Origin of the sequence: Geovibrio thiophilus (assembly GCF_004087915.1) — a bacterium.
Classification (GTDB): Bacteria; Chrysiogenota; Deferribacteres; order Deferribacterales; family Geovibrionaceae; genus Geovibrio; species Geovibrio thiophilus.
On record NZ_CP035108.1, the window covers coordinates 652,448 to 668,086 of the forward strand.

Below are 15,639 nucleotides of genomic sequence, written 5' to 3' on the forward strand. Positions count from 1 at the left end.
AGGATCAGGTATGTATTCTCTGAAAAGATTTCCGCCGTCCGTAAAAAGCGCAAAGTACATAGCAGATTACTGGCATTTTCGTTCGGCTGCCGCAGAAGCGGCGGAAATCAGAGTATTTCCGGACAGCTATTTCAGCGTTATCTTTGACCTCAATTCACCGGAAAACACATTCATAACCGGAACAATGAACCGCTCTGTGAAAAACCTCATAGACGGCGGCTCGCGTCTTTTCGGTGTGCAGTTGAGACCGTTTCTTGTTCCGTGCCTTCTGAAGGATTCCGCAGCGGGCTTTGTAAACTGCGTACTGCCTGCGGATTTCATCCGCGGGCGTGTCGGGGAGATATGCGGAAAATTAAAAAACTGCCGCACTGAGGACGAAATGGCGGCAGCAGCTGAATCCCTTCTTCTTCCCGTTCTTGAGCATGCCGGAGTGGAAAACAATGTGTTCCGCAGAGTGTCGGAAGCGATGCTGAAGGGCAGTGCGCCTGCAACCGTCAGGGAAACGGCGTTTCTCGCCGGAATATCCGAAAAGCAGCTTGAGCGGTATTTTATGTTCCACACGGGGCTCGGGGTGAAGGAGTTCGGTCTTTTAACAGCATTTGAGCGGAGCTGCCGTATGCTGGAAAACGGTTCCTCATCCACGCTGTGCGCCCATTCCCTCCGGTTTTACGATCAGCCGCATTTCATCAAAAACTTTCGCCGTTTTTCGGGCATGACTCCCACGGAATACTTAAATGTCGGATTTTTACAATACAGCAGCCGGACATCAGGCTATGATTCTGCCGTGAGGTGAGCTATGAAACTGGCTTTAACTGCCGTATTTGTTAAAGATATGGAAAAATCAAGGGCATTCTACTCCGGCATCCTCGGGCTGAAAGAGCATATGGACAGCGGTGTGCATCTCTCGTACAACTGCGGTCTTTCCCTCTGGCAGGAGGACGCCGCGCTGGGCACGATTCATTCTGAAAAGGTTCCGGCTGGCGGCGGAAGCAGGTTTGAACTTTGTTTCGAGAGTGAGGATCTTAAGGCGGATTTTGCCCGTGTCAAATCGGGCGGCGCCCGGGTGATCTCTCCTGTCGCAGAGCAGCCTTGGGGGCAGCGGGTTTTCCGCGTCTATGATCCGGACGGACATATAGTTGAGGTGGCAGAGCCTTTGACAATGACCGTTAAACGGTTTATCTCCGCCGGTTTAAGCGTGCGGGAAATAGCCGATAAAACAACTATTCCTGCGGAAATTGTGGAGCAGATGGCGAAATAGGGAACGCTGCGGGGTGCTGCTCAGCAGCACTCCTGCTCGCACTTGGTCATGGCGTGGATCGCTTCCTCATCGTCCGCTTCCTCAAAAAAGTCCATGATGAACGGGGCATTCTTGCAGACTATGTAGAGCAGCACCTCTCTTGAATCCAGCTTGGGGTCTCTGGCGTAATATGCTTCGGGGATAAGGCTTATGAACTTGTCCCAGAAGGCGTTGCCCGTGTCTGTCTCTTTCAGTACACGGAGCAGGTTGTCCACCACTGCGCAGGCGTTGTCGAAGCAGTTTATATTTTTAAAGCTCGTGTAGCTTTCATCGACATTAATATTCTTTTTGCAGTCACACACTAGACGCCCCCTCTCTTTCAAATAAGGTATAACTATATAAGGTTTTGAGGATTTTTCCATAATTTTTGAAATAAATATTAAGCCTGATTTGTGCTTAAAAGGAAAGATTCAGCGCCCGAAGCGGCTCTGCGGGCGCCGATTAAAGTTTTATCCGGTTATTCCCAGTCTCAGGTATTCCTTAAAGATGCACCTGTCCATTACAAACGGGATATTTGCGTATTCCGCCATGCGCTTACCTTCTTCCGTGATCACATCCTCCTGAAGCCAGATGAGCCCCGCTTCCCTGCCTATCGCCTCACGCACCACTTCGGCGGCAACGTCACTCCTGCGGAAAACATCGACAATATCAGGCTTAACGGGAACTTCCGCTACGCTGTCATAGGTGGGCACACCCAGAACCTCTTTCTCCACGGGGTTCACGGGGTAGACTGTATATCCGTTTTTCATAAGAAATTTCATTATTCCGTTGCTCGCTCTTTCCGGCTTGTTAGACGCGCCGACTATGACCACGGTCTTTGCTCCGGTAAGGAGAGATTTTAACTGGTCATCGGTTAAATTAGTCATGGCTTCCTCCGTTATTTTATATATATTATGATCTACATAAACCCTAAGCGTGTCAAGGAAGGATATGAAATGATACAGAGCCTCTACAGCTCCTCATCCGCATTGCTGGCTTATTCCAAAGCGCAGGACTCAACCGCGCACAATATAGCCAATGTCAATACGCCTGCGTTTCAGTCCTTTTCACAAACCTTTTCGGAGCTTGCTAATCAGGGCGGAGTGAAGCTGAATTCCGTCCGCACCGATGAAGGCACGGGCTACCTCATCCCCACCGGCAATTCCCTTGATTTCTCCATAAACGGAAACGGCTATTTCAAAGTGACTGATGCCGAAGGAAACGAGTCCTACACCAGACGCGGGGATTTTTCCGTGGACGCGGCAGGAGATCTCGTTACGAAGGATGGGGGCATTGTCGCCGCAGGCGTAGCAGACGGCGGACGGCTTGAAATCGCCGACAACGGCGAGATATTCTCTGACGGAGCCTACAAAGGGCGCATAGAGGTTGTGGACAAAAACGGCAACCCCATGCCCGAGGACTCATACGGCATAGAGCAGGGAACTCTTGAAGCCTCAGACACGGACATAGCCAAAGAGATTGTGGACAGCATGGTCTACCTCAGTTCATATAAGGCAAACATAGTCACCACACAAACCGCAGATCAGATGCTCGGAACCATCATCGACATGATGGCGTGAGCGGACACAAGTCTATTCTATTATCCTTAAAATATCGTTAAGCACATCTTCCGTGTCCTCCACTCCCAGAGAGAGGCGGACGAGGGAATCACTTATTCCTCTGGCGGCTCTCTCAGCAGGGGGCATAGCCGCATGGGACATCATGGGAGGATATGAGATAATGCTTTCCACTCCGCCGAGGCTCACAGCGAATGCAGCGTACTGCATCTCCTTCAGCAGCCTGTGGGTGAGCTCGGTGCTTTTAAGCTCAAAGGAGAGCACAGCGCCCGCTCCGTCACTCTGCGCCCTGTTTATTTCATAACCCTTGTGTTTTTTCAGTCCGGGATAGAGAACCTGCTTTACGTTCGGATGTTTCTCCAGAGCTTCGGCTATTGCCTGCGCCGATTTCTGCCCCGCTTCCATGCGCACTCCGAGTGTCTTGAGCCCTCTGATAACCAGCCAGCAGTCGTTAGGCGGGAGAACAGCGCCCACTGAGTTCTGTATGTATTTTATCCTTTTTCCCAGCGCCTTGTCAGCGGTTACGGCGAATCCGCAGAGAACATCACTGTGTCCGTTGAGGAACTTTGTTCCGCTGTGAAGCACTATGTCACACCCAAGTTCCAGCGGGCGCTGGAGGTATGGGCTCATAAAGGTGTTGTCCACCAAGGTAATGAGGTCATATTTCTTTGCCAGAGCGCTCATAGCCCTGAGATCGGTGATTTTCATCAGCGGGTTTGAGGGTGTTTCAAGGTACAGCGCCTTGGTTTTGCCGGGGATTATCGCCTTTTCAAACGCGCTCAGGTCTGTAGCATCGGCGAATGTCGCCTCTATTCCGAAGCGGGAGAGCAGCCCAGTGAGCACACGCCATGTTCCGCCGTACACATCCTCACAGACCACAAGATGATCCCCGGGGGAGAATATCATAAGCGCCGCGGAGATTGCCGCCATGCCGGAGGCAAAGGCGTATCCGTGTGAGCCGCCTTCGAGATCCGCTATGATTTTTTCCAGCGTCTCTCTTGTGGGGTTGCCCGAGCGGGAGTAATCATATTCGCCGAACTCGGTGACGGATTTCTGCCTGAATGTCGAGGCGTGTATGAGGGGGACGCTAAGGGCGCCGGTGTGCGGGTCTGTGTCATAGCCTGTGTGAACAAGGCGGGTGTTTCTGCCAGCTTTTTTATCAGTCATTTATACTTCTCCGTTTTCGATTGCGTTTCTGAGGTCTTCTATGAGGTCGTCCGCATGCTCCACACCAATGGAGAGGCGGAGAAGCCTGTCCGTTACTCCGAGGCGCTCCCTTATCTCCGGCTCTATGTCCGCATGGGTCTGGACTGCGGGGAAGGTGACGAGCGATTCTGTTCCGCCGAGGCTTTCGGCGAAGTGGAATACCTTTACGCTTTTAAGAATCTGCGGCACGAGAGCAGGAACGTCAATCTCAAATGATACCATGCCGCCGAAGCATTTTGCCTGCTTAGCCTGAACATCGTGCCCTTTGTGGCTTTTCAGCCCGGGGTAAAAGACCTTTTTCACTTTCGGATGCGTGTTGAGAAATTCCGCGATTTTTTGCGCGTTTTCCGACTGCTTTTCGATGCGGAGATGCAGGGTTTTAAGCCCTCTGAGCACAAGCCAAGCGTCATTCGGAGCAAGGATTGAGCCGACGGAGTTCTGGAAGAAGAACAGCCTCTCCCCGAGCTCCTGTGTCTTCGTCACAAGCACTCCCGCAACCACATCATTGTGACCGCCGAGATACTTGGTGGCGCTGTGGAGAACTATATCCGCCCCAAGCTCTAAGGGGCGGAGTGAACAGGGAGAGAGGAATGTGTTGTCAACAACGTATATTACGCCTTTCTTGTTTGCAAGCTCACCGAGAGCTTTTATATCCGCCACCCTCAGCATGGGATTGGTGGGCACTTCCACAAAGAGCATCTTGACCGCAGCGTCCTCAAGCGCCGTCTCAACCGCCGCAGTGTCGGACGTGTCGATGTACACCGCCTCAATGCCGTACTGGGCGTACACCTTCCGGAAAATGCGGTATGTTCCGCCGTAAAGGTCTTCGGTTATCAGAACCTTATCCTTCGGCGCAAGCAGGCGGATCACGTTATCCACCGCAGCCATGCCTGAGGAGAAGGCGAGCCCTCTTGCTCCGCCCTCAAGCTCCGCCATTGCCGTTTCGAGTGCTTGTCTGGTGGGGTTTGCCGTTCTGCTGTAGTCAAAGCCTGTGCTCTCCCCGAGAGCCGGATGGCGGAATGTGGCGCACTGGTGGATAGGCGTGCTGATTGCCCCTGTGTGCGGATCTCTTCTGCTGCCCGCCTGAGCGAGAATGGTATCTATATTTAAATTTTTCATGAAAACACCTTATTTCTTTTATGTAAGGGTATGTGCCTGACGATTTTGCCGGTGAGAGCCCCGCAAGGGAGAAAATGTCTATGATCAGCGCATTCGTGCGCCGGATACGGCAATTTCTTCCGTGCGGGTGCTATTGAATGAGGGGAGGGGGGACTGCGGGCAATTGATTTCGGAAAAGTTTGATTCGGTCATAATCTGCTCCTTTAACATATAAAAATACAGGGCTGACGCTTTTGCCGCATACAGCCCTGTGCAAGTTTATTGTTATGCCGTGACTTCGGGATCGGCGTAAAGTGTTGTGGAGAGGTAGCGCTCTCCGGTATCGGGGAAAACGACAACGATGAGCTTCCCTGCGTTTTCGGATCTGGAGGCTATTTCCTTGGCGGCGTGGAAAGCGGCGCCGGAGGATATTCCCACAAGAAGCCCGTCCTCTTTGGCAAGGAGGCGTGAAGCGGCAAATGCCTCAGTGCTTTTGACTCTGAATACTTCATCCACTGCCGTTCTGTCAAATACCTGAGGCACGAAGCCGGCTCCTATACCCTGAATTTTATGGGGTGCGGGGCTTCCACCTGAAAGCACGGGGGACTCATCCGGCTCAACGGCGATTATCTGAACGGAGGGCTTCTTCTGCTTGAGAACCTGCCCCACGCCTGTGATTGTTCCGCCTGTGCCCACGCCGCCTATTATAATGTCAACCTTGCCGTCTGTGTCACGCCAGATCTCCTCCGCGGTAGTAGTCCTGTGTATGGCGGGATTTGCGGGGTTGTTAAACTGCTGAGGGATGAATGAGTTGGGCGTTTCCGTAGCGAGTTCCTCAGCCTTTGCCACTGCGCCCTTCATGCCGAGGGGTCCGGGGGTGAGTACGATTTCCGCTCCGTATGCTTTAAGGAGCGCGCGGCGCTCAATGCTCATTGTTTCGGGCATAGTGAGGATCAGTCTGTAGCCCCTTGCCGCGCTGACCAGTGCGAGGGCTATACCAGTGTTGCCGCTTGTGGGCTCTATGATGACAGTGTCTTTATTGATGAGACCCGCATCTTCTGCGGATTTGATCATCGCAAACCCTATTCTGTCCTTCACACTGCCGCCGGGGTTGAATGATTCGAGCTTCGCCACGATTCTGCCCTTTGCGCCCTGAGCCGCGCGTCCGATGGCGAGCAGCGGGGTGTTGCCGATTAAGTCAGTGAGTGTTTCTGCTATTCTTCCCATATGATTTCTCCTTTTATATATAAATTCTATGGATTTTATGTAGTTTTAAGAAAAATAGATCAGATACAGTACGATGTCAATAGTATATTTTAGCATAAAGTAAGCCTCCGCTGTTCCCCGCTGAGGCATTTTGCAGGGAAAGCGGAAGCAGGAGAGAGCGCCGTCAGACTTTGTTAACGGAGTTCATGCTCTTTTTTATTCCGAACTGCCGCCACGTGTAGTAAACGGCAGGGATTATAACCAGAGTGAGAAAGGTTGAGGTGACCATGCCCCCTATCATAGGCGCTGCGATTCGTTTCATAACATCCGCCCCGCTGCCAGTAGCCCACATAATGGGTATTAGCCCTATGATCAGCGTGGCGACGGTCATTATCTTCGGGCGCACTCTCTGCACCGCTCCGTAGATAACCGCCTCCCGCAGGTCTGAGAGACTGTTCATTTTTCCCGCCGTTATGCGTTCGTCATACGCCTCATCCAGATAGACTATCATTATGACGCCCGTCTCCGCCGCCACTCCGGCAAGGGCTATGAGCCCAACCCAAACCGCCACGGAGAGGTTATAGCCGAGGAAATACAGGTACAGAAAGCCGCCTATCAGGGCGAAAGGCACAGAGAGCATCACTATCGCCGTTTTGGTTACCGAGCGGAAGTTCAGGTACAGAATGATGAATATCAGCACGAGGGTGAGAGGAACCACTATGTTGAGCTTCTCCTTCACACGCATCATGTATTCGTACTGACCGCTCCACTGCATGATATAGCCCTGCGGAACAGTGACTGCTCCGTCAACCGCTTTCATGGCACGTTCAACGTAGCTGCCTACATCCGTGCCTGCGTCAATGTCGACATATATATATGAAACAAGGAGTCCGTTTTCATTCTTAAGCATGTCGGGACCTGATTTCATGTAGACGTCCGCCACTTCCCCGAGGGGAACATAGCCGCTTCTGCCGCCGGCTTCACCCTCTGAACCCATGCCGCCGGATGCCGGAGCCGCAGCTCCGCCCATGCCCACGGGGATCAGAACGTTTTTGATCGATTCAATGTCCGACCTGAACGCTTTTTTGTAGCGCACGGCAACGGGGTAGCGTTCCCTGCCTTCCACTGTTCTGGTGACGGGCATGCCGCCGATTGCGGATTCTATCACCATGTTCACGTCCTCAATTGTGAGCCCGTGCCTTGCCAGCCTGAACCTGTCCGGCTCTATGTAGAGATAGTAGCCGCCGTCTGTTCGTTCGGCGTAGACGCTCCTTGTGGCTTGAACGGTTTTCAGCACTTCCTCAAGCTTCTGCCCCGTCTCCTGCAAAATAACCGGATCTGCGCCGTATATCTTTATTCCCACAGGGGTTTTTATTCCCGTGGAGAGCATGTCGATTCTCGCCTTGATGGGCATTGTCCATGAGTTTACCCAGCCCGCCACCTGAACCTTGGTATTGAGTTCCTCTATGATTTTGTCCCAAGTCATCCCTTCCCGCCATTCACTTTCCGGCTTGAGAGTTATCACTGTTTCAGCCATTGAGAGCCCTGCGGGGTCAGTGGCGCTCATGGCGTTCCCTGCCTTGCCGAAGACTGTTTCCACCTCAGGCACGCTTTTTATCAGCCTGTTCTGCGTCTGGAGGCTTTTTGCCGCCTCCGCGGCGGATATGCCGGGCAGGGTGGTAGGCATGTAGAACACCGTGCCCTCGTTCAGCGTGGGCATGAACTCCGAGCCGAGCCTTTTAACGATCGGATATGAGGCGCCGACGGCTATGATTGACAGAACAATCACAGCATACCTGAACTTAAGCGCCAGATGCACAAAGGGGCGGTAAAGGAACACGAGAACTTTCGTAACGGGGTTTTTGTCCTCCGCCAGAATTTTACCCTTAATGAATATAACCATCAGCGCCGGAACCAGAGTCACCGAGAGGAAGGCGGCAAACATCATCGCAAAGGTTTTAGTGTATGCCAGCGGCTTGAACAGCCTGCCCTCCTGAGATTCCAGAGTGAACACAGGCAGGAACGAGACGGTGATGATAAGCAGTGAGAAGAACAGAGGGGCGCCCACTTTCTTGGCTGCGTTTATTATAGTTTCCACTCTGTCCGCTTCGGGGTTGTGCTCAAGCTGCTTGTGGGCGTTCTCCACCATAACAATGGCGGCGTCCACCATGGCGCCGATTGCGATCGCTATTCCGCCGAGAGACATCACGTTTGAGGTAAGGTTGAGATAACGGAACATCACGAAGGACATAATAATGGCAACCGGCAGGGTGATGATCGCCACCATAGCCGAACGGAAGTGGAAGAGGAACACCATGCACACAAGGCTGACGATTATAATCTCCTCTATAAGCTTATCCCGCAGGGTTTTGATAGAGTTGACGATAAGCTCCGAGCGGTCATACACGGGCACAAGCTCCACGCCTTCGGGGAGAGTTTTTTTAAGCTCCTCCGCCTTTGCCTTCACTCTCTCTATAACCTCAAGGGCGTTTTCGCCGTAGCGCATTACTATGATGCCGCCCACAGTCTCACCCTCGCCGTCAAGATCAGCTATGCCTCTGCGCATGGAGGGACCCGTCTCAACAGAGGCTACATCACCTATGAGAACCGGCACGCCCCGTTCGTCAAAATCGACTACTGTATTCTTTATATCCTCCGTTGAGGAGATGTAGCCCAGCCCTTTTATCATGAAGTCACGTCCGCTGAACTCAACGGAGCGCCCGCCCACGTCACGGTTGCTGTTTCTTACCGCTTCGGTGATTTTCGTCACGGGTATGCCGTATGCCCTGAGCCTGTCCGGATCGAGGTTGATCTGGTATTCCTTTATATGTCCGCCCACTGAGGCAGTTTCCGCCACACCCTTAACCTCTTCAAAGGCGTATTTCAGGTACCAGTCCTGAAGGGAACGGAGTTCCGCGAGGTTGTACTTATGCGCAGTGTCTTTCAGTGCGTACTGATATATCCAGCCCACTCCCGTGGCGTCCGGTCCCAGAGAGGGGTTCACGTCCGGCGGAAGCTGACCCCTTATTTTGCTTATGTATTCGGAAACACGGCTTCTCGCCCAGTATATGTCCGTGTCATCCTCAAAGATTGCGTAAACATACGAGAACCCGAAGAACGAATAACCCCGCACAACCTTCACCTTCGGAGCGGCAAGGAGGCTGCTCACAAGAGGGTAGGTTATCTGATCCTCCACCAGATCAGGGCTTCTGCCTGTCCACTCGGTGAAGATGATCACCTGAACATCACTCAGGTCGGGTATTGCGTCCAGCGGGGTCTTTTTAACAGACCATATCCCCCAGCCTGTGATCATAAGCGTGAGGAGGATTATGACAAATTTGTTTCTCGCCGAGTATTCAATGAGTTTTTCTATCATGTCAGAACCCCTTTACGGGACTGATGCCTTTAAGCTGCGCTTCGGAATCCAGCAGGAAGTTTGCTCCCCTAGCCACAGTCTCTCCTTCGGACAAGCCCTGACGAACCTCTGTAAAGCCTTCATTCTGAGCGCCTGCGAGTATCTCACGGGGTTCAAAACGCCCTTCGCCGAGACTGACAAAGACTATTTTCCGCCTGCCGTCGTCTATAACAGCGTCGGACGGAACCGCAAGAACCCTGCCCGCCGGAAATTTAGCCAGAATCTCAGTATACATAGCGGGCTTCAGCAGTCCGCTGCTGTTGTTTACCAGAAAGCGCACCTTAAGGGTTCTGGTTCTCTGTGAAACCTCGGGGTAGATGTAGTCCGCCGTGAGCTCATAAACCACGTTCGGAACCCCTGACAGTGTCACTTTCGCCTTGCTTCCGACTCTTATATATTTCAGTTCGTCCTCATACACATCCGCTATGATCCAGAGGTTAGCGAGGCTCACAGCGCTGAAAAGTTCCATGCCGGGCTCGGTTTTCATCCCTTCGCTGACGTTTTTCGCCGTGACATATCCGGAGGCGGGGCTGTATAGCGTGACAGTTTTTTTCACTCTGCCTGTTTTCTCTATCTCCTGAATCTGCTTTTCCGTGATGTCCCAGTATCTTAGCCTTTGTCTGGCGCTTTCGGTGAGACGTTTTGCGTCCTCAGAGAACACTTTTCCGTATGCTCCGCCGGAGGACGGGCTGACATTTGCCGAATGCTTGAGAAATGCCAGATACTCTTCCTGAGCGGCTACCGCTTCCGGACTGTATATTTCGGCGACCCGTTCGCCTTTTTTGACATTTCTGCCCTTGTAGTCTATGTAAAGCTTCTCGATCCATCCGCCGAACTTGCTGTTGACGGAGAATGAAGATGTTTCGTCAACCTGAACTATGCCCGGGAGTTTCAGCGTTTTTACCGACTCTCTGTATTCCGTTTTTGCGGGCTTAACGCCGAGCTTCTGTATCAGTTCGCCGGAAAGCTGAATGGACGGGGCATCCTCAAACATGCTGAAATCATCCGCATACGCGGCGGGGGTAATGAGGAGCGCCGAGGCTAATAGAGGTAAAAATGTTTTATTCAGGTATCTGCGTGCCATAGAGCGTTCCTCCGGTCAGTGTATTAAGGGCGCTGAGCTTCTTTTGTCTCAGGGCGCTCTGCTCAAGGTATTTCATTTCGTAATCAACGGATGTGCTCACCGCAGTGATAACTTCAGAGGCGGGCATCATCCCCTGACGGTATCCGGCGAGAGCCGAATCCCTCAAAAGGCGGGAACGTTCAATTACGCCGCCTCTGTATATTTCCATTATTCTTTCAGCCGCCTCAGCGGAAGCGACAAATTCAGTCACCATGCTTCTGAGCTCGTGACGCATGTCGGCAAGGAGCGTGTCCGCCTTGAATTTCTTTGCCCGCGCGGAATCCGCAGCCGGCTTCTGCTTTGTTTTATAGTAAAGAGGGAGATTGAAGCTCACGCCTACAGTCCACACATCGTCCATTTCGCTGAATCTGGGTTCGTAGCCGGCGGATATGGTGAAATCGGGATACATCTCCAGCTCCTTCATCCTCACCTCCGCTTCCATCTCACGAACTTCGCTCTCCATTGCTTTTACAGTGAAGGAGTTGTTTCGGGCGAGGATGTAAATTTCGCTTATGCTTTTATCAAGGGGTAGCTCGGGGAGGCGGGCGAACTCGCCGAAAACGTCCGAATCCTGTCCTGTTATGTGGGCGAGGGAGGTTTTCAGCATCCTTTCCTGCTCCTCAAGCATCTCTTTTGCTTCAAATGCCATGTATTTTTCGCGCTGAAACATCAGCACCTCTGCCGATGAGCCCTGAGCGGAGCGGAATCTTGCTTCCGCCGCAGACTCCAGAAGCCCGAGGAAGCCAATCTTCGTATCCAGAAGCCTTTCGGATTCCTGAATGCGGTAAAGGTCAAGATAAAGCGCTTTTATATTATAGATAATACTGAGCTTTTCGTTCTGTCTGTTTATCTCTGCGGTTTTTGTTCTGAAACCTGCCTGTTCGGTCTGTGTTTTGAGTTTCCCCGGAAAAGGGAACATCTGGCTGAACATCACAGTGAAACGGGTCATTCCCGCCGTCTCGTCGCCGATGGTGATTCTGTCCGTGCCTTCGTTTATGTAGCCGAGGCTAACCATCGGGTCGGGCAGGCTGCCCGCCACGGATTCGAGAGATTTTGACGCTCTCACGTCATATTTCATGGATTCAAGCCTTGTGTTTCCTGAAAACGCCTTGGTTATAAGGCTGTCAATGTCCACTGTATCGGCGGAGGCACTGAGTCCTGTTAAAATCAATGCCGCAGTTACGGCAATTGCTGTAAGCTTCATTTCCCTGATCCTTCTTTAAAAAACAGGCGGATTCCGCAAGATGCGAAACCCGCATTTGACAGTTATCTCACGTCTACCGTGAAAGCCGCTTTGTTCATGGTTTTTGAAGGGGGAGCAACGAAGCGCACTTCCACGTTCCACGGACCCGTCATGCTGAGATCAAGAACGGCTGAATAAACGCCGTTTTTGAATTCCGCCATTGCTTTGTAGTCCATGGCGGGCATGCCGGGCATAGCGGGCATGGAGTAATACACTGCGACTTTACCGTCCTGAACAGCTTTGCCGCCCTTGTCTTTGATTACGACAGAGACAGCGTTTTTGCCTTTAACGGGGGGATTTTTATCCAGAGAGGATATAACGGTGAAGTCACCTGCCTGTTTCGTGACCTCAAAGGGTGCGGCAAATGCCGAAACAGCGAGAATCAGCATGAGCGCCATAGATAAAATGAGTTTTTTCATTGATTGCCTCCTAAGTGCAAATCTTTATTTTAACCCGCAGAGGGTTATAAAAAGTTTCACAGTTTTTCCGCCGCTAACGGAAAAACAGAGGCTTTCAGGACTTTTTTTTCGGGGGAGAAATGTGCGGTTTCCGCAAACCGTTTTTAAGTGCATAAAATCTATAGTTTGTATATGGCATACTGTATGTCGCTAATCATACAAAGTCAATAGGAAAAAAATGAGCGCGAACCGGATCAAGTTTTACCTTTTATCCAGCCTCTGCCCAGCACAATATCGTTTTCATAAAGGACGACAGCCTGTCCGGGTGCGGCTGCCTTTTCCTGTATTTCAAAGTCTATTCTGTATACGCCGCCGTCTTCGGCGTAAACGTTTGCTTTCACCGGCTTATGTCTGTATCGGATTTGGGCGAGGCACGAAAAGCCGTCCGCAGGTATGAAGCCCTCCCGCCATGAAAAACCGTCCGCCATAATGGATGGGCTTAAGAGGTTTTTCTGATCATCGGTGATTATCACACGGCTGTTTGCCGCATCTATCTCCTTTACCCAGAAGCGTTTGAAGGTCGTCAGACCGAGATTTCGCCTCTGACCGACGGTGAAGCCGTGGAAGCCTTTGTGCCTTGCCATCACTTCGCCCCTGTCAGTGACAATCTCACCGTGTTTAGCCGATGAACCGAAACGGCAGCGGAGCATCTCGGCGAAGCTCTCAAACCCGCCGACAAGACAAGCGTCCTGACTTTCGGTGCTTTCAGCTGTGGGCAGGTTCAGGCTGCGGGCGTATTCACGAACCTGCGGCTTGTCCATTCCGCCGAGAGGGAAAAGCGAGCGTCTGAGCTGCTCCCCTGTGAGCCCTGCGAGGAAGTAGGACTGATCCTTGTTTGTGTCGCTGCCTCTTTTCAGTACGGGCATACCGTTTATAAAGCCGATCTGCGCATAATGTCCTGTTGCCACGTATTCAGCGTGCAGGCTGCGGGCGAAATCCTGCAAAATGCCGAATTTCACATATTCGTTGCATAGCAGGCACGGATTGGGCGTTCTGCCGGAATCATACTCCTTCCATGATCTTTCAAGCACAGCTTTTTCAAAGTCCTTCACACAGTCATAAACATAATGACGTATTCCCAAAGCATTCGCCGCCGCACGGGCTTTCGTCATGCCGTCTATGCCGCAGCAGGAAGGGCTGTCAGATGCTTCGGAGCATTCGTGAAGTTTAAGCGTTACGCCTATCACCTCATAACCCTGCTCAATGAGCATCGCAGCCGCAACGGATGAGTCTACTCCGCCGCTCATGGCGGCTACTACGCGTTTTTTTACCATGTTCTGCCTCTCATTGCGCTGACTGTCTCAGCAACAATTTCCGCTGCCCGAAAAATTTCCGCTTCCGCTGTTTCTCTGCCGAGAGAGAAGCGGACGGACGAGCGGGCTTCATCCTCCGTGCGTCCCATGGCGGTTAGCACGTGTGAAGCCTTAAAGTCCGCCGAGCTGCAAGCTGAGCCGCCCGATACGCACAGACCGGCGAGATCAAGGTTTATTATAAGCGAATCACCTTTCAGCCCGCTGAAGGATATGTTTGATGTGCCTGAAACTCTGGGAGCTTCCGCCCCGTTCACCAAGCAGCCGTCGACATTTGATTTTATCAGTGTCTCAAGCATATCCCGCAGGCGGGCTATACGCATTTCATCTTCTTCCATGCGTTCTTCCGCTATTTCACAAGCCTTTGCGAACGCAGATGCCAGCAATGTGCTTTCCGTTCCCGGGCGTGCCGCTTTTTCCTGATTGCCGCCGAACATCAGCGGGGACGCTTTAAGCCCGCGTCTCACGAAAAGTGCGCCTATACCTTTCGGGGCATACATTTTATGTGCCGAGATCGAAAGCAGATCGACTCCCAGCTCCCGCACGTTAATCCTTATCTTGCCCGCCGCCTGAACTGCGTCTGTGTGGAAAAGCGCACCCTTTGCATGCGCTTCTTCCGCCGCTTTCCGCACAGGCTGTATGACTCCTGTATCGTTATTGACGAGCATGAGGGAGACTATTGAAACTCCGTCCGGCAGGCTGTCTGTGCTGATTATGCCGGATGAGCCCGCCGGAAACCGGTGAAGCTTAAGCCCCCTTGCGGCAAGGAACTCAAACGGCTTAAGGACGGAGCTGTGCTCAATCGATGAAACAGCCGCCGCGCTGTCCGTGAAGCCCTGAACGGCAATATTGTTCGCTTCTGTTCCGCCGGAGGTGAAGACTATTTCATCGGGAAATGCCCCTATAAAGGCGGCGATTTTTGCCCTTGATTCATCCAGAAGACCGCGTGCTTTCTGCCCCTCTTCATGGAGACTTGATGGGTTTCCGTAGATTTCAATGGTGCGGAGCATTTCTTCCCTTACTTCCGGCGCGGTTGGTGTTGAAGCGTTGTGGTCAAGATATATCATCGATTTTCCTTGCAATACGGGCTATAAAATATATATATTTACTGGACGAAAATAGATAATCCCTGAAAAGGTGTCAAGGTTAATTGCGGCTTAATCAGGCAAAACCGCTATTTGTTGACAACTATTAGCGGATTATGTACATTTCTGTAACTGAGAAAGGATTTGTTTTATGTTTTCAATGAAAACCGTTTACGGACTGAAGGCTCTCCAGTACCTCGCTATGCACGGAGCCGGAAGACATGTGCTTATATCTGAGATAGCTGAAAAGGAAGGGATACCCAAAAAGTTTCTCGAAACAATACTCCTTACCCTCAAGAACGACGGTCTTCTTATCAGCAAAATAGGCAAAGGCGGCGGCTACCAGCTTGCGGTGGCACCCTCGGAAGTTACCATGGAGCACATTATCCGTGCTCTGGAGGGTCCTGTGGCTCTTGTTCCGTGTGTTGCGGACGAAAACAGCAGCAAATGCGACTACTGTGATGATTTTGCTACCTGCGGCGTGCGTCTTTCCATGACCCGCATAACGGAGAAGCTCATTGATGTCATGTCGCAGACAACCCTCGCAGACATGCTTGAAGATGTTGACAGAGCCGTTCAGAACAAAAGAAATATCCACAATTACGTCATATAGCCTTCATTACCTCCCTGTTTTGGTGTATT

The 15,639-nt window shown here is 51.9% G+C and carries 15 protein-coding genes; 4 read left to right on the forward strand and 11 right to left on the reverse strand.

The features are described 5' to 3' along the window. Positions 1-10 precede the first annotated feature (10 nt). Positions 11-793 carry a helix-turn-helix domain-containing protein gene (locus tag EP073_RS03145; RefSeq protein ID WP_128465717.1) on the forward strand — a complete coding sequence of 261 codons (783 nt, stop codon included), beginning with the start codon at positions 11-13 and terminating at the stop codon, positions 791-793. Positions 794-796: 3 nt separating this feature from the next. Further along, positions 797-1,258: a VOC family protein gene (locus EP073_RS03150; protein WP_128465718.1), complete on the forward strand. Its 462-nt coding sequence runs from the start codon at positions 797-799 to the stop codon at positions 1,256-1,258. A 20-nt stretch (positions 1,259-1,278) separates the two neighbouring features. Here EP073_RS03150 and cowN read toward each other — a convergent pair whose 3' ends face one another. Next, entirely contained in the window at positions 1,279-1,599 is a 321-nt protein-coding gene (gene cowN, locus EP073_RS03155) for a N(2)-fixation sustaining protein CowN (RefSeq protein WP_128465719.1), read from the reverse strand. A 147-nt stretch (positions 1,600-1,746) separates the two neighbouring features. Further along, entirely contained in the window at positions 1,747-2,163 is a 417-nt protein-coding gene (locus EP073_RS03160; protein ID WP_128465720.1) for a CoA-binding protein, read from the reverse strand. 69 nt (positions 2,164-2,232) lie between these two features. On the opposite strand from EP073_RS03160, the gene EP073_RS03165 reads away from it, so the two are divergent. After that, complete coding sequence (locus tag EP073_RS03165) at positions 2,233-2,856, forward strand: flagellar hook-basal body complex protein (RefSeq protein WP_164885254.1); 624 nt, start codon at positions 2,233-2,235, stop codon at positions 2,854-2,856. A 12-nt stretch (positions 2,857-2,868) separates the two neighbouring features. Here EP073_RS03165 and EP073_RS03170 read toward each other — a convergent pair whose 3' ends face one another. The 9 genes from EP073_RS03170 to EP073_RS03210 form a co-directional block, all read right to left on the reverse strand. Next, on the reverse strand, positions 2,869-4,020 hold the full coding sequence (locus EP073_RS03170; RefSeq protein WP_128465722.1) for a trans-sulfuration enzyme family protein: 1,152 nt from the start codon (positions 4,018-4,020) through the stop codon (positions 2,869-2,871). Then, complete coding sequence (locus EP073_RS03175) at positions 4,021-5,178, reverse strand: trans-sulfuration enzyme family protein (protein WP_128465723.1); 1,158 nt, start codon at positions 5,176-5,178, stop codon at positions 4,021-4,023. It lies immediately after the preceding gene. A 264-nt stretch (positions 5,179-5,442) separates the two neighbouring features. Then, entirely contained in the window at positions 5,443-6,384 is a 942-nt protein-coding gene (gene cysK, locus EP073_RS03180; RefSeq protein WP_128465724.1) for a cysteine synthase A, read from the reverse strand. Between the two features lie 163 nt (positions 6,385-6,547). Beyond that, positions 6,548-9,739, reverse strand: coding sequence for an efflux RND transporter permease subunit (locus EP073_RS03185; RefSeq protein ID WP_128465725.1), 3,192 nt, complete (start codon positions 9,737-9,739; stop codon positions 6,548-6,550). Position 9,740: 1 nt separating this feature from the next. Then, positions 9,741-10,862, reverse strand: a complete 1,122-nt coding sequence (locus tag EP073_RS03190; RefSeq protein ID WP_128465726.1) for an efflux RND transporter periplasmic adaptor subunit — start codon at positions 10,860-10,862, stop codon at positions 9,741-9,743. Continuing rightward, entirely contained in the window at positions 10,840-12,105 is a 1,266-nt protein-coding gene (locus EP073_RS03195) for a TolC family protein (RefSeq protein ID WP_128465727.1), read from the reverse strand. The genes EP073_RS03190 and EP073_RS03195 overlap by 23 nt, the downstream gene beginning before the upstream one ends. 62 nt (positions 12,106-12,167) lie before the next feature. Next, on the reverse strand, positions 12,168-12,563 hold the full coding sequence (locus EP073_RS03200; RefSeq protein WP_128465728.1) for a FixH family protein: 396 nt from the start codon (positions 12,561-12,563) through the stop codon (positions 12,168-12,170). A gap of 233 nt (positions 12,564-12,796) precedes the next feature. Next, a complete protein-coding gene (gene mnmA, locus EP073_RS03205) occupies positions 12,797-13,876 on the reverse strand; it encodes a tRNA 2-thiouridine(34) synthase MnmA (RefSeq protein WP_128465729.1) in 1,080 nt (359 codons plus the stop codon). Beyond that, the gene (locus EP073_RS03210) at positions 13,870-14,979 is read right to left on the reverse strand and encodes a cysteine desulfurase family protein (protein ID WP_128465730.1); all 1,110 of its coding nucleotides are present in this window, start codon (positions 14,977-14,979) and stop codon (positions 13,870-13,872) included. The genes mnmA and EP073_RS03210 overlap by 7 nt, the downstream gene beginning before the upstream one ends. A 169-nt stretch (positions 14,980-15,148) precedes the next feature. Here EP073_RS03210 and EP073_RS03215 point away from each other — a divergent pair, with 169 nt between their 5' ends. Further along, positions 15,149-15,610, forward strand: a complete 462-nt coding sequence (locus tag EP073_RS03215) for an RrF2 family transcriptional regulator (protein ID WP_128465731.1) — start codon at positions 15,149-15,151, stop codon at positions 15,608-15,610. Positions 15,611-15,639: the final 29 nt, after the last annotated feature.